At 64.2% G+C, this 21,762-nt stretch carries 19 protein-coding genes; 12 read left to right on the top strand and 7 right to left on the bottom strand.

Annotated features, from left to right (window positions below; genetic code table 11):
* Nucleotides 1–2: 2 nt before the first annotated feature.
* On the bottom strand, nt 3–1,415 hold the full coding sequence (locus tag VOM14_RS21565; protein WP_327630774.1) for a DUF2252 domain-containing protein: 1,413 nt from the start codon (nt 1,413–1,415) through the stop codon (nt 3–5).
* 304 nt (nt 1,416–1,719) lie between these two features.
* On the opposite strand from VOM14_RS21565, the gene motA reads away from it, so the two are divergent.
* Together motA and motB are read left to right on the top strand one after the other, a co-directional pair.
* Nucleotides 1,720–2,601, top strand: a complete 882-nt coding sequence (gene motA, locus VOM14_RS21560) for a flagellar motor stator protein MotA (RefSeq protein WP_327630773.1) — start codon at nt 1,720–1,722, stop codon at nt 2,599–2,601.
* Nucleotides 2,601–3,587 (top strand): flagellar motor protein MotB, encoded by a 987-nt coding sequence (gene motB / locus VOM14_RS21555; protein ID WP_327630772.1) that lies wholly within the window; start codon nt 2,601–2,603, stop codon nt 3,585–3,587. The genes motA and motB overlap by 1 nt, the downstream gene beginning before the upstream one ends.
* 35 nt (nt 3,588–3,622) lie before the next feature.
* On the opposite strand, the gene VOM14_RS21550 is transcribed toward motB, so the two are convergent.
* The 3 genes from VOM14_RS21550 to VOM14_RS21540 all read right to left on the bottom strand — a co-directional run bounded on the left by VOM14_RS21550 (nt 3,623) and on the right by VOM14_RS21540 (nt 7,053).
* Entirely contained in the window at nt 3,623–4,435 is an 813-nt protein-coding gene (locus VOM14_RS21550) for an exodeoxyribonuclease III (RefSeq protein WP_327630771.1), read from the bottom strand.
* A 24-nt stretch (nt 4,436–4,459) separates the two neighbouring features.
* On the bottom strand, nt 4,460–4,822 hold the full coding sequence (locus VOM14_RS31460; RefSeq protein WP_442955572.1) for a hypothetical protein: 363 nt from the start codon (nt 4,820–4,822) through the stop codon (nt 4,460–4,462).
* A 134-nt stretch (nt 4,823–4,956) separates the two neighbouring features.
* Nucleotides 4,957–7,053: a D-(-)-3-hydroxybutyrate oligomer hydrolase gene (locus tag VOM14_RS21540; RefSeq protein ID WP_327630769.1), complete on the bottom strand. Its 2,097-nt coding sequence runs from the start codon at nt 7,051–7,053 to the stop codon at nt 4,957–4,959.
* Between the two features lie 155 nt (nt 7,054–7,208).
* Here VOM14_RS21540 and VOM14_RS21535 point away from each other — a divergent pair, with 155 nt between their 5' ends.
* The 9 genes from VOM14_RS21535 to VOM14_RS21495 all read left to right on the top strand — a co-directional run bounded on the left by VOM14_RS21535 (nt 7,209) and on the right by VOM14_RS21495 (nt 18,621).
* Nucleotides 7,209–7,955, top strand: a complete 747-nt coding sequence (locus VOM14_RS21535) for a 2Fe-2S iron-sulfur cluster-binding protein (RefSeq protein WP_327630768.1) — start codon at nt 7,209–7,211, stop codon at nt 7,953–7,955.
* 13 nt (nt 7,956–7,968) lie between these two features.
* Nucleotides 7,969–8,970, top strand: a complete 1,002-nt coding sequence (locus VOM14_RS21530; RefSeq protein WP_327630767.1) for an FAD binding domain-containing protein — start codon at nt 7,969–7,971, stop codon at nt 8,968–8,970.
* Nucleotides 8,967–11,189, top strand: a complete 2,223-nt coding sequence (locus tag VOM14_RS21525) for a xanthine dehydrogenase family protein molybdopterin-binding subunit (protein WP_327630766.1) — start codon at nt 8,967–8,969, stop codon at nt 11,187–11,189. The genes VOM14_RS21530 and VOM14_RS21525 overlap by 4 nt, the downstream gene beginning before the upstream one ends.
* A gap of 75 nt (nt 11,190–11,264) precedes the next feature.
* On the top strand, nt 11,265–11,852 hold the full coding sequence (locus VOM14_RS21520) for a nucleotidyltransferase family protein (protein ID WP_327630765.1): 588 nt from the start codon (nt 11,265–11,267) through the stop codon (nt 11,850–11,852).
* A 128-nt stretch (nt 11,853–11,980) separates the two neighbouring features.
* A complete protein-coding gene (locus VOM14_RS21515; RefSeq protein WP_327630764.1) occupies nt 11,981–13,462 on the top strand; it encodes a UdgX family uracil-DNA binding protein in 1,482 nt (493 codons plus the stop codon).
* A gap of 249 nt (nt 13,463–13,711) precedes the next feature.
* Nucleotides 13,712–14,416, top strand: coding sequence for a PIG-L deacetylase family protein (locus VOM14_RS21510; RefSeq protein WP_327630763.1), 705 nt, complete (start codon nt 13,712–13,714; stop codon nt 14,414–14,416).
* A gap of 102 nt (nt 14,417–14,518) precedes the next feature.
* The gene (locus VOM14_RS21505; protein ID WP_013591672.1) at nt 14,519–14,671 is read left to right on the top strand and encodes a hypothetical protein; all 153 of its coding nucleotides are present in this window, start codon (nt 14,519–14,521) and stop codon (nt 14,669–14,671) included.
* Nucleotides 14,672–15,130: 459 nt separating this feature from the next.
* The gene (locus VOM14_RS21500; protein ID WP_327630762.1) at nt 15,131–16,678 is read left to right on the top strand and encodes a methyl-accepting chemotaxis protein; all 1,548 of its coding nucleotides are present in this window, start codon (nt 15,131–15,133) and stop codon (nt 16,676–16,678) included.
* 218 nt (nt 16,679–16,896) lie between these two features.
* Complete coding sequence (locus VOM14_RS21495; protein ID WP_327630761.1) at nt 16,897–18,621, top strand: peptidoglycan D,D-transpeptidase FtsI family protein; 1,725 nt, start codon at nt 16,897–16,899, stop codon at nt 18,619–18,621.
* Between the two features lie 146 nt (nt 18,622–18,767).
* On the opposite strand, the gene VOM14_RS21490 is transcribed toward VOM14_RS21495, so the two are convergent.
* On the bottom strand, nt 18,768–19,913 hold the full coding sequence (locus VOM14_RS21490) for a GGDEF domain-containing protein (RefSeq protein WP_327630895.1): 1,146 nt from the start codon (nt 19,911–19,913) through the stop codon (nt 18,768–18,770).
* Between the two features lie 272 nt (nt 19,914–20,185).
* Here VOM14_RS21490 and VOM14_RS21485 point away from each other — a divergent pair, with 272 nt between their 5' ends.
* Entirely contained in the window at nt 20,186–20,443 is a 258-nt protein-coding gene (locus VOM14_RS21485; protein ID WP_327630760.1) for a DUF2866 domain-containing protein, read from the top strand.
* Here VOM14_RS21485 and VOM14_RS21480 read toward each other — a convergent pair.
* Both VOM14_RS21480 and VOM14_RS21475 read right to left on the bottom strand, forming a co-directional pair.
* Nucleotides 20,425–21,057, bottom strand: a complete 633-nt coding sequence (locus tag VOM14_RS21480) for a 2-hydroxychromene-2-carboxylate isomerase (protein ID WP_327630759.1) — start codon at nt 21,055–21,057, stop codon at nt 20,425–20,427. The genes VOM14_RS21485 and VOM14_RS21480 overlap by 19 nt on opposite strands.
* Nucleotides 21,058–21,118: 61 nt before the next feature.
* Complete coding sequence (locus VOM14_RS21475) at nt 21,119–21,745, bottom strand: LysE family translocator (protein WP_327630757.1); 627 nt, start codon at nt 21,743–21,745, stop codon at nt 21,119–21,121.
* Between the last annotated feature and the right edge of the window lie 17 nt (nt 21,746–21,762).

Here is a 21,762-nt window from a genome sequence, read left to right as displayed (position 1 = left end):
GCTCACATGCGGAAATCGGCCGCCATGTCTTCGTCCGAGCGCGCCTCCAGCGCACCGCTACGGCATGCCTTGAGGAACACGTCGTAGTCGCGTTCCACCTGATCCGCGTAGCTCGTGGCGTAGGAGGTCAACGCTTCCGCGAACTGGTCGCCGCGGCCGATATACGCGCTCACCTCGACCGCCTGGCCACTCGCCTTTGCATGAGCACGCGCCATCACCCAGCCGCATAGCTGCGCGTAACCGGTCAGCAGGTCAGTGTCGAACAGTTCGACGTTGGCCGACAGCTTCATGTCGCGCAACTGGCGGAAGTAGTAATGCCGCCCGAGCGGACTCGTCGCCCAGCCGAGAAAGATGTCGCTCGCGGCCTGCAACATGCGCTGTCCCTGCACCACGCGTTCGCCTTCATGCTTGACGGCCGCCGACTTGTAATAGCGGGCGATCACCGAAGGCCGCGCTTCCTTCATCTGCACGAAAAGCGGCTTGTCCTGATGATCGACGAGCAGCATCGCCGTGCAACGCGTGCCGACGCTGCCCACGCCCACCACTTTGAACACCGTGTCCTGCAAGGTGAAATGCGCGAGCAATTCGCGACGGTCGTGCGACAGCGTCTTCATATAGTCGCTCCACACGGCTTCGAGAATTTTGCGCGCGTGCCCGCCTTTGAGTTCGTTGGCCTCTTCGGCGGTGAAGAGCGTGTTCGCGCCGAGCACGTGAAAGAGCGCGGGCGGCGCATCGCGAATCACCCAATGATCGCCGTCGCGCTCGGCCATCTTTTCGAACAGGCTCTCGTGCGTGCGGCTCGCGGCCTTTTCCATGCCGCGACGCACGGCGCGGCGGCGCTCCGGCGTCAACGCGGTCTCGGCCATGCGGTCGAACGTGATGCGCTCGTACCAGAGTTCGAGCGCGCCGGCTTGCGCGTATTGCGCCATGCGGTTGCGATATTCGCCGACCGCGGTCATTACCAGATTTTCCGCGGTGCCGCGACTCAAACGCATATGACGCGCGGCGATCACGAGGCTCGCGGTGAGGCGCTTCAGATCCCACTCGAAGGGACCCACCGACACTTCGTCGAAATCGTTCAGATCGAATACGAGCTGACGCTCCGGCGTGGCGAAGCCGCCGAAATTCATCAGATGCCCGTCTCCGCAGATGGGCATGGTCAAGCCGGTGTCGTGAACCTTGCTCAGGTCGTGAGCCTGCAGAATGGCCGTGCCGCGAAAGAACGTGAACGGCGAGACGGCCATGCGCCCATAGCGCAGCGGCACGAGGTTTTGCACGCGGCCTTCGCTGCTCTGCCTCAGAAGCTCGATCGGATCACGCTCGAACGTGCCCACCGTTTTATGGCTCGATCGCTTCGACTTTTCGCGGGCAGCACGGCCGCGGGCCTCGCGTTCGGCAATGGTGCTGGCTTTCATGCTCATCTCCATTCTTATTGGTGAGGTTAGCCACCGAGGCTCGACTACCGTTGCGCAACGCACGACGTTCTCGCATTGCATGCTAGCAGAGCAATCGGTAAAAAGGTGCGGGCGCTTTTACCGATGCCGTCCCGCCGCATTAACCATCTCGTGAATTTTTTCCGTTTCGTTCGTGCCGCCACCTTCAGCATCTGCTGCCCGCGCCGTTTACCAGTACATGCGGAAATACAGCGACGCACGCAAAAGCCCTTGAATCAGGGCCTGTTCTATTCGCACGTGCGGCGCGCAAGATAACGGAGAGAAAATGTTTGTCGCAATCGGCTGGGTGTTGGTGATCGGCTCCGTGATTGGGAGCTTTGTTGGCGTGGGCGGCCATTTGCCGGCTCTCATTCAACCGTTCGAGTTGCTGTGCATTTTCGGAGCGGCAATCGGCGCATTCGTCGTGAGCAATCCGACGGCCACGCTGAAGAAAACCCTCAAGGCGATTCCGTCGTGTTTCAAGGGCGGCGGCTACACGAAAGACAAGTATCTGGAACTGATCGCGCTGCTTTACGAGCTGCTTCAGAAGGCACGCAAGGAAGGCATGATGTCGCTCGAAGCCGATGTCTTCGCGCCACAGGAAAGCGTGATTTTCCAGAAGTATCCGCACGTGTTGAGCGATCATCATCTGCTCGACTTCATCGTCGATTATTTGCGCATGATGTCCGGCGGAAATGTGAATGTGCTCGAAGTGCAGGACCTGATGGACGAAGAGCTGGCCACGCATCACGCGGAAGCGTCGGTACCCGCCAATGCGATTCAGAAGATGGCCGACGGCCTGCCCGCATTTGGCATCGTCGCCGCCGTGATGGGCGTGGTTCACACGATGGGCTCCATCGGCGCGCCGCCGGCCGTGCTCGGCGAGATGATTGCCGGCGCGCTGGTCGGCACGTTCCTCGGCATTCTTCTCGCGTATGGTTTCGTCGGCCCGCTCGCCGATCTGCTGACCGCGAAGGGCCGCGCCGAAGCAAAGCCGTATCAGTGCGTGAAGGCCGTGCTGCTCGCTTCGTTGTCCGGCTATGCGCCGCCCATCGCCGTGGAGTTCGGCCGCAAGGTGCTGTTCACCGCCGATCGCCCGAGCTTCCAGGAACTCGACGACGCGGTGCGCGCCACCAAGACGCCGAAGGCCGCAAGCGGAGTGGCGTGATGACGCAAAGACGATCACGCTCGCAAGAGCCGGAGCCGCCAGCGCCGATCATCGTGCGCCGCTCGAAGAAGGGCGAAGCGCACGCCGCGCATCATGGCGGCGCATGGAAAATCGCGTACGCCGATTTCGTCACCGCGATGATGGCGTTCTTCCTGCTGATGTGGCTGCTCGGCTCCACGTCGAAGTTCGACAAGCAGGGCATCGAAGATTACTTCAACACGCCGCTGTCGAGCCTGCTCGGCGGCAATGAAGGCACAGCCGCCGCGCGGCCGAGCGTCATTCAAGGCGGTGGCCGCGACATGACCGACACGCGTCCCGGCGACGGCAAGCGCAGCCAGATCGAACCCGCGCCGCCGGTCAATGCCGCGCCGACCGTCGCGCCCGCGGACACCGCGCGTTTGCAGCAGTTCAAGGACAAGCTGATCTCGTTGATCGACCAGACGCCTGCGTTGAAGGCCTTCAAGGATCAGATCCGCATTTCGATCACGAACGAAGGGCTGCGCATCGAGATTGTCGATTCGCAGAACCGCCCGATGTTCGCGTCCGGCAGCTCGAAGCTGCAAACGTATGCGGTCGCGATCCTCACGCAGATCGGCGCGGCGCTGAACGACGTCGACAATCGCATCTCAATTGCAGGTCATACGGACGCCGTTTCGTACACCGGCGGACCGGTCGGCTATTCGAACTGGGAGTTGTCGTCGGAGCGCGCGAACGCCGCGCGCCGCGCGCTGGTTTCGGGCGGCATGCATGGCGAAAAACTGTTGCAGGTGCGCGGCCTCGCGGACGTGTTGCCGCTCAACAGCAATGTCGTCGACGAACCGACGAACCGGCGCATCAGCATCCTCGTGATGAACAAAGCGGCGGAACTGGCGTTCTTCCACGACGGCGGCCGCGCGTCGATAGACGACAGCTCGCCCGCGAGTTCGGCGATTCCCGCGGTCGCGGCGCGTTTGCATCCGGCACCGGGTTCGACGACGATCCGCTAACGATCCGCTAAAGATTGGCCAGCGATTCGCCAGCGTCACTCGCTACGTTTTTTGCGGCGCGCAGCGCCCATGTCGAGTTCGATCCATGTCGGCGCGTGGTCGCTCGCGTGCGGCTCGCCGCGCACCCAGCGGTCCACGCCCGCGTCGCGCAAACGCGGCGCGAGGTCCGGACTCAGCAGCAGATGGTCGATGCGCAAGCCCGAATTGGTGTCCCAATGACGGCGGAAATAATCCCAGAAGGTGTACACGCGCTCATCGCCGAAATGCGTTCGCAGCGCATCGGTCCAGCCTTGCGCGAGCAGGCGTCGATAGCGTTCGCGGCTTTCCGGCTGCAACAGCGCGTCTTTCAGCCATGAGCGCGGATTGTAGATGTCTTCATCGGTGGGCACGACGTTGAAGTCGCCGGCCAGCACGACCGGATGGCCGCTCTTCACCAGCTTCGCCGCATGCTCCAGCAGATGGTCGAACCACTTGAGCTTGTAGTCGAACTTGGGACCGGGCTGCGGATTGCCGTTCGGCAGATAAAGACAGCACACGAGCAGGCCGCCGACAGCCGCTTCCAGATAGCGGCTATGCGTGTCGTCCTCGAAACCGGGCAAGCCGCGGCGGCTTTCCAGCGGCGCGTCGCCCTTCGACAGAATCGCCACGCCGTTCCATGCGCTCTGGCCATGCCAGATCGCGTGGTAGCCCGCCTCGCGCACGGCGTCGGTGGGAAATGCACTATCGGCGGCCTTCAATTCCTGCAAGCAGACAATGTCCGGCGCCTCGCGTTCGAGCCAGTGCAGCAACGCGGCCTGACGCGAACGGATTCCGTTGATGTTGAATGTCGCAATGCGCAGCTTCGCCACGGCACATCCTCCCTGCAACGCGAGCTATTTCGACGCCGCTTTAGACTCCGCTTTAGACGCCGCTTTAGACTCCGCTTTAGACGCCGCTTTAGACGCCGCTTTAGACGCCGCTTTAGACGCCGCTTTAGACGCCGCTTTAGACGCCGCTTTAGACGCCGCTTTAGACGCCGCATCCGACACCTCATCGCACCATTCCATCGCCCACGCCCGCGCGCACGAAATCGCGTCGGCCTCGTTCGTGAAAGCGTCGATGTCGCCGGAATCGTGCGAGGGGACATGTTCGTCGTTCTGCGGCACGCGCGTGATGCGGGCACGCGCGTAGTACATGCCTTCGTCCGCATGGCGTGCCCGGCAATCGATGTGGAAATGCCTGTAGTCGAACTGCATCGGCTGTCCTCTGAACGCGCTTGATTCGTGCTGGGCGCAGCATCGTTCATTCCTGCCCGTCGCATTGGAAAACGCGATCACGCGCGCCATGCCGTCGCGGCGCGCGCGATTCGCGCTGAGCATCATGCGTGCAATCAGTTCGGCACGTTCACCGCGCCGTTCGCCACTGTGATCGCATTGGCGCCGGGGTTCGCCGCGATCGCCGGCAGATTGGCTGTCGTCAAGGCGGGTGCGGCGCCGGCCGTGCCTCCGCGCGGCACCGTATGAACCACTTGTGACGGCGGCAGCGGCGCGCCGTTCTTCAGATGGCTCCACATCAGATTGAGCGCCTGAAGATTGTAGTAATGCAGCGGGATGAAGCGCGAATCGAAGCCCGCCACGCCGAGGAACGCGTCGAAGTGCTGACCGTTCGTGATTTCGTAGAACGACAGCTTGCTCGCGGCGCCTTCCACGAGCTGGTTCGTCGCAAAGTAGGGACGCGAGGCATGATTGATCGGCACCAGCGCATCGGCGCGGCCTTGCACGATGATGGTCGGCTTGCCGTGCAGATTCGCATTCACCTTGATCGCCTCGACGCTCGTCGTCAGCGCGCCGCTGGTCCACCGCGTGCGCAAACAGGCCGCGCCCGTATAGCTCGCATCGACGGTGGCGAGGCGGTGATCGAATGCGCCCGCCGTGCCCGCGTTATAGACCAGGTTGATGCCGTTCGTCGGCGGCACGCCGTTGCCATTGCCGAACACCGTGAGCATCGGCGAGACGGCCGGCGTCACGCCCGCTGCGCCGGTCGAGCTGGTCGTGCCGAAACTGAAGTCGCAGAGATTGTCGGTCACGCTCGCCTTCGCGTACGCATTCGCATACGTGACGGCGACCGCCGGCACCGCTTGCGAGTCCCACATTGGCGCATGCAGCACATCGGAGTCGGTCTCGTAGCCGTTCTGATGCAACAGCGCGAGCGCGTTGATTGCCTGCGTGGTCGTATCGGTTCCGGCGATGACACCGTTGGCCGCGAGCGTCGCGCATCGCGCGGTGCGAATGGCCGTGGTGGTCGCAAGCGGCAACGCGCTCAGATACGGCGCATTGGCGGCTGCGGGCGCGAGCGCCGCGCACGGCTCAAGCAGGTTCGCGAGCGTCATGTAATCGGCGAGCGGCTTGCCGAATGCGCCGACCGGCACGCCGCCCTGCGACACCGACACTTGCGCCGGCACGCGCACGTTGATTTGCGGTTCGCCGACCACCACCGCGGTAATGAGCCCCGAGGTGTCCTGTTCCGCCGCCGCGAGCGACGCGCCGCCGCCATTGCTCACCGATGCGGCGATCGTCGTAATGCTGCCGCTGGTATAGCGCACGGTGCGTGTCGAGCCGTTCAGCGCGCCATAGGAATCGTTGAGCGCCCAATACGCGAACTGGATTGCCTGCAAGGTGTTCTTGCCCCAGTCCGCCTCCGGGTTCTGCTGCGAATGCGCGTGCTTGAACGCATAGCGGTTGGGGAATTTGCTGTTGTAGGTCGCGAGATCGGTGTTGCCCGGATTCGCCGTGAAGACGCTCGCCTTGCCCGCCACGCTCGCATCCTGCAAGGTGCCGTCGATCAGCGTCACGCGATTCGTCGATAGTTCATGCGCGCCGTTGCCCGAACCCTTGTCGGTATACGCCACCGCGCAGCCGCGCTTGAGGCCCCACTCGCCCGCTGCGGAAATCGCGCCATACACACCGCGCGAACCCGATGACGTCGCCGTGACAATGCACGGTTGATTCGCATTGAAGCTCGCCGGAATCTGCACGAGCAGGCTCACGTTCTGCTTGCCGCTGCCGTCGTCGGCGAAGGCGAGATATTCCTTCCCGGCAATTTTGCCTTCGCCCAACGTGTCATTGCCGTTCAGATCGACATTCGGTCCCCAGAAGCGCCCATAGCCGCCGTTCGCCGTCATGTCGACGAGCGCGCGATAGTTCGACCAGATGGCGAGGCGCCGCAACTCGGCGGCGGTCGGTTGCGCGGCGTTCGCAATGGCGGGTGCGGTCGCTGAAGCCAGGCCAGTTTTACCGAGTCCCGCCGTGAGCAGGTCGTCAGTATTGCCGTCATAAGTCTGCGTCTTCACGCTGCCGGCGATGAAAGCCGGCAGCACGTTTGCTTGTGGTGCGGGCGGATTGTCGTGGCCGCCGTGGCAGGCGCTCACGCCGAACGCGATGATAGTTGCAAGAGGAAGCGCGGACCTGGCCCGATTGGTTAATGGCATCTTGCTGTCTCCGTGATTTTCGCAATACCGTTTTGCGATACCGTTGTACACGCAACTGCGCTGAGTTTGTTACCCTCGACTGTTGGAGCGCGACGCTTCGGATACCGACGCATCGTCAGCCTGCATTGACCTTTCAGCGGAGTCAATAGAACGTCATGACCACACGTAACGAATGTCAGGACTCAGGCGACGAACCAGCCGCCTTGCTTCAACCTTCGCGTCGTCGCTTTCTACAATCGGCTGCTGCCGCGGCAACTGTCGGTGCGGCACCGCACCTTCGCGCCGATGCGCAAACACCGGCCGCGCCGGCCGCGCGAGTGCCCGATTCCGTACCGCCGCGCCCCGTCACATTGACCGTCAATGGCCGCGCCTACACGCTGCAACTCGAACCGCGCGTGACGCTGCTCGATGCGCTGCGCGAGTACGCCGGCCTCATGGGCACGAAGAAAGGCTGCGACCGCGGACAATGCGGCGCATGCACGGTGATCGTCAACGGACGCCGCATCAACTCGTGCCTCACGCTCGCAGTCATGCACGAAGGCGAGACCATCACCACGGTCGAAGGACTCGCGAGCAACGGCGTATTGAGTCCGGTACAACGCGCGTTCATCGAACACGATGCCTTTCAGTGCGGCTACTGCACGCCGGGACAATTGTGTTCGGCGACGGCCTTGCTCGACGAATTTCGCAACGGCACGGCGAGCGTCGTCACAGCCGATGTCCGCACACGTCCAGCCAGACTTTCCGACGACGAAATCCGCGAACGCATGAGCGGCAATATTTGCCGCTGCGGCGCCTACGCGAACATCGTGGCCGCGATACGCGCGGCGCATGAAGGCGGCGGCCAGGCGGCGAATGTGCGCAGCATCGTCCACCGCATGACTGACCACGGCAACGCGTGACGGAGCGACCAGCATGGATGCGATTTCATACGAGCGCGTCGCCGATGTCGCCGGCGCAGTGCGCGCCGCGCAGCAACCGGGCGCGGTATTTATCGGCGGCGGAACGAATCTGCTCGATCTGATGAAGGGCGGCGTGGAGCGGCCCGTGCGGCTCATCGACATCACGCATATCTGCGGACTCGACACGATCGCGACGCTGCCCGACGGCGGCCTGCGCATGGGCGCGCTCGTGCGCAACAGCGACGCCGCCAATCATGCGCTGGTGCGCGAGCAGTATCCGCTGCTGTCGCAGGCGTTTCTGGCGGGCGCGTCGTCGCAATTGCGCAATATGGCGACGGTCGGCGGCAATCTGCTGCAACGTACCCGCTGCGGATACTTTTACGACACCGCGTTCTCCCAGTGCAACAAGCGCGTGTTGGGCAGCGGTTGCGCGGCGCTCGAAGGACACAACCGCGTGCACGCGATTCTCGGCGCGAGCACGCAGTGCGTGGCGGTGAATCCATCGGACATGAGCGTCGCGCTGGCCGCGCTCGATGCCGTGGTGCGCGTGAGCGGCCCCGCCGGCGAGCGCGGCATTCCGTTCGCGGAGTTTCATCGGCTGCCGGGCGACAGGCCGGACGTCGATACCACGTTGCGGCCCGGCGAACTCATCACCTCGGTCGACCTGCCGCCGCCGCTTTTCAGCGCGCATTCGCACTATCTGAAAGTGCGTGACCGCGCCAGTTACGCTTTTGCGCTGGTCTCCGTGGCGGCGGCCTTGCAAATGGATGGCGACCGCGTGCGGACCGCGCGCATCGCATTGGGCGGCGTCGCGCACAAACCGTGGCGCGCGAGCGCCGCGGAACAGATGCTCGACGGACAGCCGCTCACGCCTGACACGCTGAACAGCGCCGCTGCCGCCGCGTTACGCGATGCGCGGCCGCTCCACGACAACCGCTTCAAGGTCGCGCTCGCGCAGCGCGCGATCGTGCGCGCGGTGAATCAGGCCGCGGGCCGCGTGGGAGGTGTCGCATGAATATGATCGGTCAGCCTCTGGACCGCACCGACGGTCTGCTCAAAGTGACCGGCGAAGCACGCTATGCCGCCGAATTTCCGGAGGCGCGGCTCGCGCATGCGGTGCTCGTCACGAGCACGATTGCACGCGGCACGATCGCCTCGATCGATACGAGCCGCGCGCAAGCCGTGCCCGGCGTGCTGCTCGTCATGACGCACGAGAACGCGTTGCGGCTGCCGAACGGCGGCAAGTCGCCGCTGGCGCCGCCGGCGGGGCGTCGCCTCACACTGTTGCAGGACAACGAGGTGCACTACAACAACGAGCCGGTGGCGGTAGTCGTCGCGGATACGCTCGAACATGCAACCGACGCCGCACGTCAGTTGCGCATCACGTATCAGCGGAGCGCCGCCACGCTCGACTTCGACAAGGCCAAGCCGAACGCGCATGCGCCCGACAAGCCGCAGGGACGTGAAACGGATACGCGGCGCGGCAGCTTCGAAGACGGCATGAAGAGCGGCGCGGTGCATATCGATGTCACCTATACCACGCCCTTCGAACATCACAATCCGATGGAGCCGCACGCCACCATGGCGCGTTGGGACGGCCCGCAACTCACGCTCTACGATTCGACGCAAGGCGTGAGCGGCGACGCGCTGGCCGTCGCGAAGACCTTCGGCATTCCACCCGGCGACGTGCGCGTGATCTCGCCGTTCATCGGCGGCGGCTTTGGTTGCAAGGGCTCGTCGTGGTCGCATGTGTCGCTGTGCGCGATGGCCGCGAAACAAACGGGACGTCCTGTGCGGCTCGTGCTCGAACGCCCGCAGATGTTCGGGCCGGTCGGCTCGCGTCCGCACACGGAACAGCACCTGGTGCTGGCCGCGCGACGCGACGGCACGCTGACCGCAATGCGTCACGACAGCATCTCGAACACCTCGACAATCGAAGACTGGACCGAGACCTGCTGCATGGTCACGCGCATGTTGTACGCGGTGCCGAATCAGGTCACCACGCACCGGCTCGTGCCGCTCAACGTCGGCACGCCGACCTTCATGCGCGCGCCGGGCGAGACGACTGGCTCGTTCGCGCTCGAATCGGCGATGGACGAACTCGCGGCCGCGCTGCACATGGACCCGCTCGCGTTGCGCCTGAAGAATTACGCGCAGGCCGATCCGCAGGAACACAAACCGTGGTCGGGCAAGTCGTTGCGCGAGTGCTATCAGATCGGCGCGGAAAAATTCGGCTGGTCGCGGCGCAGTCCCGCGCCACGTTCCATGCGCGACGGCCACACGCTGATCGGCATGGGCATGGCCACCGCCACCTATCCGGCCAATCGCAGCGAAGCCGGGGCGATGGCGCGGATTCTGCCGGACGGCACCGCGATGATCGCGTCGGGCACGCAGGACATCGGCACCGGCACTTACACGGTAATGACACAAGTCGCCGCCGACGCGCTCGGCTTCGCGCCGGAAAACATCCATTTCGCGCTCGGCGATTCGACGCTGCCGAAGGCGCCGGTGTCGGGCGGCTCGCAATCCGCGGCAAGCGTTTCGCCGGCCGTGCGCGAGGCCGCGAATCAGGCGCGCGCTCAACTGATCGCGCTGGCGTTGGCGGACCCGGCGTCGCCCGTGCACGGCCTTGCGCCCGACGACATCACTGTGGAAAACGGCTGGGTGACGAGCCGCTCGCAGCCCGCGAGGCGCGATCCGGCGGCGGCGATCATCGCGCGCGCCGGCGGCAAGCCGATCGAGGCGAACGCCACCGTCAAACCGGGCGACGAGAAGCAGAAATACTCGTTCCACTCGTTCGGCGCGGTGTTCGTCGAGGTGCAGGTGGACGCGGACCTCGGCACCATTCGCGTGCCCCGCGTCGTGGCCGTGTACGACGTGGGCCGGGTGCTCAACGAAAAAACGGCGCGCAGCCAGATGCTCGGCGGCATTGTGTGGGGCGTGGGCGCCGCGTTGCAGGAGGCGTCTTCGCTCGATACGCGCTATGGGCGCTTCACGAACGCGAACCTCGCCGAGTATCACGTGCCGGTGAACGCGGACATTGGCACGCTCGACATTACCTTTCTCGACCGGCCCGATCCGTATATCAATTCGCTCGGCGTGCGCGGCATCGGCGAAATCGGTATTACGGGCGTGTGCGCCGCGATTGCGAACGCGGTATATCACGCCACGGGCGTGCGCGTGCGCGACCTGCCCGTGACGCTCGACAAGGTGATGGAGACCACGCCGGCGTAAGCACATGTGGGGCCGCTTGCCTCGCGATGCGTTGCAACGCACAATCGGTGTCATTCCATTCACCGGTGTCCGTCCATGGCCTACGCCTCGCTCGCCACTGGCATATTGCTCGCTGCCGGCGTCGGTTCGCGTTTCGATCCGCACGGTCTGCAAAACAAGCTGCTCGCGCGCCTGCCCGACGGTACGCCGGTCGTGCAGGAGGCGGCGCATCGCCTGCTGCTCGTCGTGCCGCAGGTGCTGGCCGTGGTGCGGCCGGGAGCCGAAGCGCTCGCGCGTGTTCTGAACGATGCCGGCTGCAAGGTGGCGTTCGCGACCGCCGCCGAACGCGGCATGGGCGCGAGCCTCGCCGCGGGCATCCAGGCCAGCGCGGATGCCGGCGGCTGGATCGTCGCGCTCGCCGACATGCCGCGCATCCATCTCTCGACGATTGAAGCGGTGGCCCGCGCGCTCGACGGCGGCGCTTCGATCGTCGCACCGTTTCATGACGGACAGCGCGGGCATCCTGTGGGCTTTTGCGCGGACCACCGCGACGCCCTGCTCGCACTCGACGGCGACAGCGGCGCGCGCTCGTTGCTGATGTCGCAACACGTGACGCAACTCGCTGTCGACGACGCCGGGATCTTGCGCGACATCGACACGCCGGACGATCTGCGGGACATTTAGGCACCGCGCAGTCCCGTCTGCGTCATAAAAAACGCGCGGCTTGATTCGGACCGGCTGCTGGGAGCATACTGTATATCCATACAGTACTGGATGAGCCGTGAATCAGCGCGCGGCCATCGTGTTTTCGCATGAACCGCATTTCAATCGAGCCCACTTTCGCCGCCTGGCGCCGCGCGTCGCGCTCACTGCTGCGCCACGGCGTGGAACCGGCGCATATCGCGTGGGTCGAGGTCGAGGTCGAGGTCGAGGTCGAGGGCTCGGCTCAGACGCAGAGGCCTGCGGGCCATGCGAGCGGCAGCGCGGCCGCTTCCGCCGCCATACCGCGTGAGCTATTCGCGTGGCTGAAAGCGGCAGCGTGCTTCCGTGCGCCCGACCGCTGGGCGCTGCTCTACCGCATCCTGTGGCGCTGGACCCACGGCGAACGCGAAGTATTGGATCTGAACGACAGCGACGGCGCGCTGCTCGATCAGCGCGTGCGCTCCGTCCAGCACGAAGCGGAAAACCTGGTGAGCCTCACCTTGTTCAGAAGACGCGATCCGTCGATGGGGGCGCCGGAGTTCGTCGGCTGGTACGAACCGCACCACGACCTGCTGGCGCATGCGGCCGCGCGATTCGCCACCCGCATGGGCTACTCCACGTGGATGCTGGCCACGCCGCACGGCGCCGCGTTCTGGAACGGCATGCTGTTACGCACATCGTCTACGTCACGCAACGCGTCCAATGAATGCGCAGCACGGGCTTCGCAGGTTCTGGCCGGGAACGTCATGGCCGGCGAAGCCGTCACGAGCGAACCCACCGAGGCGCTTTGGCTTGCCTATTACGCGAGTATCGTCAGCGGCGGGAAGCCGCCGGTGCCCTTGCGATACTGGAGAACGCCGCCCGAAGGTCCGCCGTTGCCTGCGCACCTCGCGCGCGAGCGCATCGGGCCACGCGAGGAAGGCGCCACGGTGACAGTGCCGGATAGGCCGCCAGTCGAATATTCGGCCATGACGCCGCCGCTTCGCGAGCCCTCCGGCCCGCTCGACACCTGCCGGCGTTGCGCGTTATGGCGCAACGCGAAGCAGGCTGTCCCTGGTGCTGGTGCTGGGGCTGGGGCTGGGGCTGGGGCTGGGGCTGCGATCATGCTGGTCGGCGAGCAGCCAGGCGAGTACGAAAACCAGCACGGCCAGCCCTTCACCGGACCCGCCGGGCAGTTGCTGGACAGCGTGCTCGCGCGGGCCGGTCTCGAACGCGCGGCGCTGTACCTCACTTATGCCGTCAAGCATTACAAGTGGGAAACGGTCGGCCATGAGCGGATTCATCGGACGCCCGCGCGCCGCGAGGTGGAAGCCTGCCAGTATTGGCTAGAAAAAGAACTCGCGCAGATCGCGCCGCGCGTCGTCGTGACCTTAGGCGCGACGGCATTGAAAGCGCTGACGGGGCCGCACGTCAATCTGTCGGAATATGTTGGTCAAACCATTGCTCACAACGGGCGTTTGATTCTGCCTACGTGGCATCCGGCGTATGTGTTGAGAACCGCCGACGCCTGTCTGCGTGACGACATCGTTGCAAGCATGGCCACGGCATTCAGACGGGCGGCCGAATTGAGCGGCGTTCGCAAGCCATGCTGATGGCCGAATGCGTATTCGCCAGCGCACAGGCATAGCGCTTGCGCACTCCCTAAACGACCATGCAAGGGGCATGCAGGCCGCAAGCGGCTCCCGCAATCCTCGGCCCGAGCCGCGACTCAAGTTGCGAATCAGATTGCGAATCAAGCGCGCAACTCGCTCCAATTCCGCCTAAGCTGATGTGACGCCGCGTTTGTCATGCAACGCTACACCGCTTAAGCGGCCGATGCGTTCGAATCCACTCGACTTCCCATGAGCGAAACCAGTCCGCGCCTCTTCATCGTCTCACCGCATTTCGACGACGCCGTCTTCAGTTGCGGCGCCTTGCTCGCCGCGCATCCCGACGCCGCCGTCTGCACGGTGTTCGCCGCGCCGCCCGAGCATGCGATGCACACCGCCTGGGACGAAAAGGCGGGCTTCGGCAGCGCGCACGAATCGATCCACGAGCGCACGGTCGAAGACGAGCGCGCGCTCGAACTACTCGACGCGATTCCGCTGCGTATGCCGTTTCGCGAAAGTCAGTATGCCGACTCGCCGTCCATCAGCAGAATGGCCGCGGAGCTGGAGGAAACCATTTATCGAACCACGGCAAACACGTTGCTGATGCCGCTCGGGCTGCATCACGACGATCATGTGCGCGTGTTCGAAGCCTGCTGCGAGCTTTTGCCGCGCCTCTCCCATCTCGCGTGGTTCGGCTATGAGGAAGCGATTCACCGGCGCACGCCGGGTGTCGTGCAGGCGCGGCTCGCCGATCTCGCGCAGCGCGGCATCGTCGCGACGCCGGCCAATCCGAGCGCCGGCCATACGATCGACCTGCAACGCCGCGCGCTGATCAAGCGCCAGGCCGTCGGCGCGTATCAGAGCCAGTTGCGGGTGTTCGGTCCGGGCAATTACGAGGACATCTTCGCCGCCGAGCGCTACTGGCAACTCACGGTGGGCCGTCGCGCGAAAAAGTAGGAGGCAAACCCTGGCGAAAAACCTCGGCAAAAAGCGCGTACGCTTGAGGAGAACGACAGAAGCCGTTCTCCTGCCGCGCAGTTCTTAACCACAGGTGATGCAATGAGCTACGACATGCATACGAGCCCGATTCCCGATCCGAACGCCGACCCGACCCGCGATCCGGAAGGCGATCCGCTGACGCCGCCGTCGCCCGGTCATCACAACGAGGAGCCGCAGCGTCCCGAAGGACCGCCCGACAAGGACCCGGTGTGAGCTTGGGCGAAGCCGTCGCGGGTCAGGCGTGATGCGGACCAGTTCCGCTGACAGACCGCGTTGCCCCGCGTAAACGACAAAGCCGCAAGCCTTCAACGCGTCGCGCAGTGGCGCCCACGCATTGCCGATTCCGCGTATTAAAACTAAATCGCTGCGTGATGGCTTGCGGTTAATTTCCATCTGCCGATTCGCGATTAATTTGAAAAATCGTCGGTTGATATATTCGCGGATTTTTGTAGCGCACGCGCCTCATCCGCGAGTTGAAAAACAAAACTGGCGCCTCGCCGATTCGGAAGCCGCGCCAGAAGCCGCGCCTTCCGTTTAATCAGACAAAAGATGCCTTCAAACAGCGGGTTTCCCCTCTCTGCGGACACATCCCGCCTCGCCGTAAACACGGTCAGCGACAGGCAAAACGCCCACTCCATCGACCGACCATTTGCGAAAGCACGACCTATTGCTATGACTTTGAACAAAAAACTGGGCTCCATGATCGCCGTCCTCTGGGTCGGCCTGATTTTGATCGGCGGCTTCGGCGCATGGCAGAACCGCGCGTCGATGATCGCCGATCGCCGCGATCAACTCGCGTCGCTGATCGACCAGGCCAACCACGTGGTCGGGCGCTACTACACGCTGGCGCAGCAGCACACCATCACCGAAGACGAAGCGAAAAAGCAGGCACTCGACGCGCTCGAATCCATGCGCTACGGCAAGGACGGCTACATTTCGGTGAACGACTCGCAGCCCGTCATGCTGATGCATCCGTTCAAGAAGGAACTGGTCGGCAAGAACCTCGCGCAATTCGCCGACCCGGCGGGCAACCATCTGTTCGTGGACATCGTGAATGCGGGCAATCACGAAAACGGCGGCTTTGTCGATTATCTGTGGTCGAAGCCCGGCAGCGAGAAACCCGTGGCCAAGACCAGCTATTCGATGCACTTTGCGCCGTGGGACTGGTATCTCGTCACCGGCTTGTACATGGACGACGTGCAGCACGCGTTCTACGCGAATCTGCTGCGCTGGCTCGCGATCACCGTCGCGCTCGGCGCGATCGCCACGGGCATCATGCTGATCGTCCTGCGCAGCATTCGCCGCTCGCTCGGCGGCGATCTCGAAGTGGCCGTCGAACACGCGCAACTGATGGCGCAAGGCAATCTCGCGGCGCGCGTGCCGGTCAAGGCGAACGATGCCGGCAGTCTGCTGCACGCGTTGCGGACCATGCAGGCCGGTCTCGTCGATACGGTTTCGCGCGTGCGGAGCGGCACGGAAAACATCAACGTCGGCGCGAGCGAAATCGCCGCGGGCAACACCGATCTGTCGCAACGCACCGAGGAACAGGCCGCCGCGCTGGTACAAACGGCGTCGAGCATGGATCAGATGACGGTCAACGTGAAGCAGAACGCGGACAGCGCGTTGCAGGCCGCGCACCTCGCGGGTCAGGCCGCCGACGTCGCCACGCGCGGCAGCCGCGTGGTGGACGACGTGGTCCGCACGATGGGCGAAATCACCACCAGCTCGCGGCAGATCGGCGACATCATCGGCGTGATCGACGGCATTGCGTTTCAGACCAACATTCTCGCGTTGAATGCGGCCGTCGAAGCGGCCCGCGCGGGCGAACAGGGACGCGGCTTCGCAGTGGTCGCCGCCGAAGTGCGCAGCCTCGCGCAGCGCTCGGCCACGGCCGCCAAGGAGATCAAGGCGTTGATCGAGACCTCGACGACCACGGTGGAAACCGGCGCGACGCTGGTCTCCAACGCGGGTTCGACGATGGGCGAGATCGTGCAGTCGGTGCGTCGCGTGAACGAGATTCTCGAAGAGATCAGCAATGCGTCGCGCGAGCAGAGCGCGGGCATCGAGCAGGTCAATCGCGCCGTCGGCGAAATGGATCAGGTCACGCAGCAGAACGCCGCGCTGGTCGAGGAAGCCGCCGCCGCGGCGCATTCGCTGAAGGATCAGGTCGGCGCGTTGCGCGAAGCGATTTCGAGCTTCTCGCTGCCGGCGCACACATAAAAAAGAAGGCGCTCGACAGGCAGGAAGCGCCTCCTTAACACGCACGCCGCGTCGACTTCGACGCATCAGATGAACGAGCAAGCCGCACGGATTCTTGAAATCCGCGCGGCTTTTTTTACGCCGTATTTTCCCTGCCGCGCGGATCGGCTTGCGGAAAGCTCGCACTCATATTACGTTCTTATTACAATTCATTTTCATTTCGCCCTGCATCCGCACTCATGATCCCGAAGAAAAAGTCGCTGCCGCGCGATCCTTATGCGCCCGTCGCGAGAAACCGGTTGCTGGTGGCACGTCTGCCGATGTGGCGCTCGAAGTTCGTCGTCGTGCTGGCGTTCGCCGCGTTCGCCGCGCTGGCCGGCCGCGCGTTCTGGGTGCAGGTGGTGAACCGCGACTTTTACGTCGATCAGGGGCAAAAGCGCTATCAGCGCACCATCGAACTCGATGCCATGCGCGGGCGGATTCTCGACCGCAACGGCTCCATGCTCGCCGTCAGCCTCGCGACTTATGAAATCTGGGCCTCGCCGAAGCTGCTCGACGAAGCCGCGCTGCCGCCGCTCTCGAAGCTGCTCGACCTGCCGCTCGCGGAACTGCGCCGCCGCCTGAACGGCGACAAGACCTTTGTGCTGCTCAAGCGCCAGGTGGAGGCGAACACCGCGGAGCATCTGTCGAAGCTCGGGCTCGCGGGCATCACGCAGATCGCGGATTCGAAGCGTTTTTATCCGGAAGGCGAATCGGCGGCCCACGTGGTCGGCTTCACGGATATCGAGGACAACGGCCAGGAAGGCGTCGAGCTTTCCGCCAACGAGCAGTTGCTCGGCGTGCCCGGCCATCGCGAAGTGATCCGCGACCGGCTTGGCCGCGTGGTGTCCGAAACGCGGCCGCTCGTGCCCGCGCAAAACGGCGAGACCCTGCACCTGACGATCGACCGGCGCATTCAGCAGCTCGCCTATGCGCAGTTGAAGGACGCGATCGCGAAGCATCGCGCGGAAGCCGGCAGCGTGGTCGTGCTCGACGCGCGCAACGGCGAGATTCTCGCGCTCGCCAATTATCCGAGCTTCGATCCGAACGACCGCGCGCGTCTGACCGGCCGGCAATTGCGCAACCGCGCGGTGGTCGACACGTTCGAGCCGGGATCGACGATCAAGCCGGTGGTCGTCGCGCTGTCCATCGACGCGGGAAAGGTGCGGCCGCACAGCATCATCGACACGGCGCCGGGCTGGTACAAGATCGGCCCCGCGTTGATTCACGACACCTCGAATCATGGCGCGATGACGGTCGCCGAGGCGGTGCAGAAGTCGAGCAATATCGCGCTTGCCAAGCTCGCGCTCGATCTGCCGGCTGAGACGATCTGGACGAAGTATCAGGAATACGGACTCGGCTCGCGGCCCGAGTTGACGTTTCCGGGCGTGGCGTCGGGCAAGGTGCGTCCGTTCAGGCGCTGGCGCCCGATCGAGCAGGCGACCATGGCGTATGGCTATGGGCTCTCGGCATCGCTGCTGCAGATCGCGCAGATCTACACGGCTTATGCCGGCGACGGCACGATGCAGCGCGTGCGATTGCTGCGCGAGGACGCTAAGGCCGATGCCAGTGCCTATGCCCCGCGCCGCGCCGTCACCACGCCGGCCACCGCTCGCGCGATCCGTTCAATGCTCGAAATGGCCACCGGCGACGGCGGCACGGGGCGCGCCGCGACGGTGCAAGGCTATCGCGTCGGCGGCAAGACCGGCACGGCGCGCAAACAGGTCGGTGCGACGTACGCAAAAAACCGCTACCGGGCGCTTTTTGTCGGCATGGCGCCGATGAGCGCCCCGCGGCTGATCGTCGCCGTGATGATCGACGATCCGGCCGGCAAGGCGTTTTATGGCGGCACCGTCGCGGGACCGGTGTTTAGCGGCGTGACGGGCGGCGCACTGCAATTGCTCGGCGTGCCGCCGGATGCGTGATGTTTGATGCGGCCGCAGGCCGCGTGACGTGTCCGCGTGACGTGCGCCGTGCACCGTGTGCCGTGCGTGCCGTGCGCCGTTCGCGGTGTGACGCGAGCCGCCAACTGCGTGCCGCCTCACGCGGGCCAGCGGCTTCACAGACCCCGCTAATTCGCGGATGCGGACTGCGAAGGCACGTCGCGCAGCGTGCTCTCCGGCGACGCCTTCAGCAGCATTTCCACGCGGTTGCGTCCGTTATGCTTGGCCCGATACATCGCACGGTCGGCCTCCTCCATCATCGCGCGGCCGAGCGCCACGGCTTCGGCCGGCGAGCCGCTCACCGTGCGCGCCGCCACGCCGATCGACACGGACAACGCAATGCGCGCGCCGTCGTCGTCGAGCAGATCCAGTTTTTCGACGGCCGCGCGCACGCGCTCGGCGACGGTCCGCGCATCGGCGCGATCGCCTTGCAGCACGGCGGCAAACTCTTCGCCGCCGTAGCGCGCGACCGTATCGCCGAGCCGCACCTGCTGTCGCACGCAGGCCGCAACCGCCGCGATTGCGCGGTCGCCGGTTTGATGGCCGTAGGTATCGTTGATCCGCTTGAAACTGTCGATGTCGATGAAGAGACACGCGACCGGCACGCTGTAACGCGCGGCGCACATCAGCTCCTCGCGCAGGCGCTCGTCGAAATAGCGGCGATTCGAGAGGCCCGTCAGCGGGTCGGTCATGCCCAGTTGCTTGAGCCGCTCGCGATGTGCGACGTTATCGAGACTCGCCGTCACGATGCTCGCAAAGCGCTCGAGAATGTCGGTGGCCATGTCGTGCCCGAAGCGATCGACATCGCTGCTGCCCAGACACAAGTAACCGCTCACGGTATCGCCCGCGGCAAGCGGCAGGAGAATGGCGCTAGCGGGCGCGGGCGCCTTGCCGAAGAAAGCGCGGCGCGTTGCCTGATCCAGTTCGCGCGGCGTGCCGAGCCAGGGCTGGCCGCCTTTGCAAAGACGCTCGGCCACCACGCGGCCTTCGCGCGATGTGTTCAGATTCGGGCGTTCCAGCACGCGCAATGCAGCGGGATCGAGCAGTTCGAGCAACATCGGCGCGCGCTCGTCCAGCCATAGCGTGACGCTCGATAGCGCGAATTCGCGCGGCAAGCTGCTGAACAACGTGTCGAGAAACGACGCGAAATCCCGCGCGCCGATCAGACGCAACTCCACGTCCTGAAAACGGCGTAACGTGCGTTCGTTGTGCTGCACCGTATCGACAAGCGAGCGAAGACGATCGGTGAGCGGCGTTTGAGCAGGACAGGTCACGTTATCAGCGGTCATCAGCGGTGCAAGGCCAGAGGCTTAGCGAAGTCGATGGCTTTATATCGGCCCTTTTTGCCGCCTCTTGAGGGCCCAGGCGCGTGCGCGGCCACAGTGCGCGTTTTTGCGCGATTTAAGGCTGGCTTAATTCTTTGCTGCAACCATGGGCCTCAACATCCCCTGTTGAGCCGCCAGATCATCGGCGGCGTTTTTTTCAGCGCTGTTCGCCGACGCCCCCAAAGACGGGCCGCATGCCCGCAAAAGAAAGAGGTCAAACCATGGTTGAGGACACGGTATTCGAGCATCTGCGCGCCATGCCTGGCAACGAATGGGTCCGGCAGATTCACTCATGCACAGTCTCCGATCCGCTGCAGCCGCCTTGGGGACGTTCGTACCGGCTCGTCGAATGGACCATGAAACACACGCCCGAATCGAGCCGCCGCGTCGTGCCGGCCGAGAGCACGCCGCTCGAAATCGCACTGGCCGTCATATCGCATGTACCGGGTCGGCGCTTCTGTCAGCGCGGCGACGAATAGCAGAAGTCGAGCGCGTCTTCGAGCCGGTCGTTTCCCCAGAACATCTCCTTTCCGGCGAAAAAAGTCGGCGCGCCGAAAATGCCTTTCGCCGCGGCGGTTTCCGTCTGTTGACGCAAGCGCAGTTTGTTCGCGTCAGCTTGTGCTTCGGCCACGATCTGTTGCGCGGGCAAACCGAGTTTCGCGAGCGCTTCGCTCACGACTTCGACCGAACCGATATCGCGGTCATGCACGAAGTTCTGCTGCATGATCTCGCGGCAATACGCGGCGATCCACTCACGCTCCTCACCCAGCAGCGCCACGCGCATGGCCAGTAAGGCGGCACGCGGAAATACGCTCGGACGTGTCAACGCAATGCCGAATTTGCGGCACTGGCGCTCCATATCCTTCCATACGTAAGCGCCCTTCTCTTTTTGCAGCACGAAAGGAGAGTTGTCAAAACCAAGCGCGCGAAAAATCGGCCCGAGCAGAAACGGCCGCCATCGAATGCTCACGCCTCGCGCCGCGGCCAGGGCCTCGATGCGCATCACGCTCAGATAGCTGTAGTTGCTGCCGAAGTCGAACCAGAATTCGAGTTCGCGCGAGGGCTCGATCGGTGAAGATGCGCCGGGGCTCATTTTTTCTCTCCTGCCATGAATGCCGCGCCGCCCTTTCCATCAGGAAAAGCGGCGTGCGTCGTCAGCGCGTTTGCGCGGCCACGCGCAGGCCGAGCGAAATGAACAGCACACCGATCAGCTTGTTCTGCCAGCGACGAAGCCATGTCAGGCGCTTGACCAGTTTGCCGAGCGGACGAATCGTCAAGGCGAGCAGTGTCGTGTAAAGCGCGCTCATGCCCACGAAAATCAGCCCCAGGGTTGTGAATTGCAGGAACGTCGAGCCGTGTTCCGGATGCACGAATTGCGGCAGAAATGCGAGAAAGAAGAGCGCGGTTTTCGGGTTCAGCACTTCGGCGGGAATGGCCTGAAAGAATGCTTTCGATGCGGACACCGGCGCGCTCGCCGGAAGGCCCGCGCTCGTTTCTTTTTCGCGCAACGCGCGAATGCCCAGATAGACGAGATACGCCGCGCCGATCCACTTCACCGCATTGAACGCGAGCGCCGACGTCATCAGCAGCGCGGAAAGGCCGACTGCCGCACCGAGCGTATGTATGAAATCGCCGACGGCAATGCCGAGCCCGGTGAAGATGCCCGCCTTGCGTCCGCCGTGAACGGTGCGCGTCAATACCAGCAGCACGGCCGGTCCGGGAATCAGAAAGAGCCCGAATACAACCGCGATAAAAGTGCCTAACGTGGATAAGTCCAGCATGTCGTCTCCGAGCTGTT

This window comes from Paraburkholderia sp. MPAMCS5, assembly GCF_036016995.1.
In the GTDB taxonomy this organism is placed as follows: domain Bacteria; phylum Pseudomonadota; class Gammaproteobacteria; order Burkholderiales; family Burkholderiaceae; genus Paraburkholderia.
This window is presented reverse-complemented; position numbering and strand designations above follow the sequence as displayed.

Excerpts from the sequence above, each read along its gene's own strand:
- VOM14_RS21510 (WP_327630763.1), top strand. The coding sequence starts at position 13,712 with ATGAGCGAAACCAGTCCGCGCCTCTTCATCGTCTCACCGCATTTCGAC.
- VOM14_RS21505 (WP_013591672.1), top strand. The coding sequence starts at position 14,519 with ATGAGCTACGACATGCATACGAGCCCGATTCCCGATCCGAACGCCGAC.
- VOM14_RS21495 (WP_327630761.1), top strand. The coding sequence starts at position 16,897 with ATGATCCCGAAGAAAAAGTCGCTGCCGCGCGATCCTTATGCGCCCGTC.
- motA (WP_327630773.1), top strand. The coding sequence starts at position 1,720 with ATGTTTGTCGCAATCGGCTGGGTGTTGGTGATCGGCTCCGTGATTGGG.
- VOM14_RS21530 (WP_327630767.1), top strand. The coding sequence starts at position 7,969 with ATGGATGCGATTTCATACGAGCGCGTCGCCGATGTCGCCGGCGCAGTG.
- VOM14_RS21475 (WP_327630757.1), bottom strand. The coding sequence starts at position 21,745 with ATGCTGGACTTATCCACGTTAGGCACTTTTATCGCGGTTGTATTCGGG.
- VOM14_RS21500 (WP_327630762.1), top strand. The coding sequence starts at position 15,131 with ATGACTTTGAACAAAAAACTGGGCTCCATGATCGCCGTCCTCTGGGTC.
- VOM14_RS21565 (WP_327630774.1), bottom strand. The coding sequence starts at position 1,415 with ATGAAAGCCAGCACCATTGCCGAACGCGAGGCCCGCGGCCGTGCTGCC.
- VOM14_RS31460 (WP_442955572.1), bottom strand. The coding sequence starts at position 4,822 with ATGCAGTTCGACTACAGGCATTTCCACATCGATTGCCGGGCACGCCAT.
- VOM14_RS21480 (WP_327630759.1), bottom strand. The coding sequence starts at position 21,057 with ATGAGCCCCGGCGCATCTTCACCGATCGAGCCCTCGCGCGAACTCGAA.
- VOM14_RS21520 (WP_327630765.1), top strand. The coding sequence starts at position 11,265 with ATGGCCTACGCCTCGCTCGCCACTGGCATATTGCTCGCTGCCGGCGTC.
- VOM14_RS21515 (WP_327630764.1), top strand. The coding sequence starts at position 11,981 with ATGAACCGCATTTCAATCGAGCCCACTTTCGCCGCCTGGCGCCGCGCG.
- VOM14_RS21525 (WP_327630766.1), top strand. The coding sequence starts at position 8,967 with ATGAATATGATCGGTCAGCCTCTGGACCGCACCGACGGTCTGCTCAAA.
- VOM14_RS21540 (WP_327630769.1), bottom strand. The coding sequence starts at position 7,053 with ATGCCATTAACCAATCGGGCCAGGTCCGCGCTTCCTCTTGCAACTATC.
- motB (WP_327630772.1), top strand. The coding sequence starts at position 2,601 with ATGACGCAAAGACGATCACGCTCGCAAGAGCCGGAGCCGCCAGCGCCG.
- VOM14_RS21535 (WP_327630768.1), top strand. The coding sequence starts at position 7,209 with ATGACCACACGTAACGAATGTCAGGACTCAGGCGACGAACCAGCCGCC.
- VOM14_RS21485 (WP_327630760.1), top strand. The coding sequence starts at position 20,186 with ATGGTTGAGGACACGGTATTCGAGCATCTGCGCGCCATGCCTGGCAAC.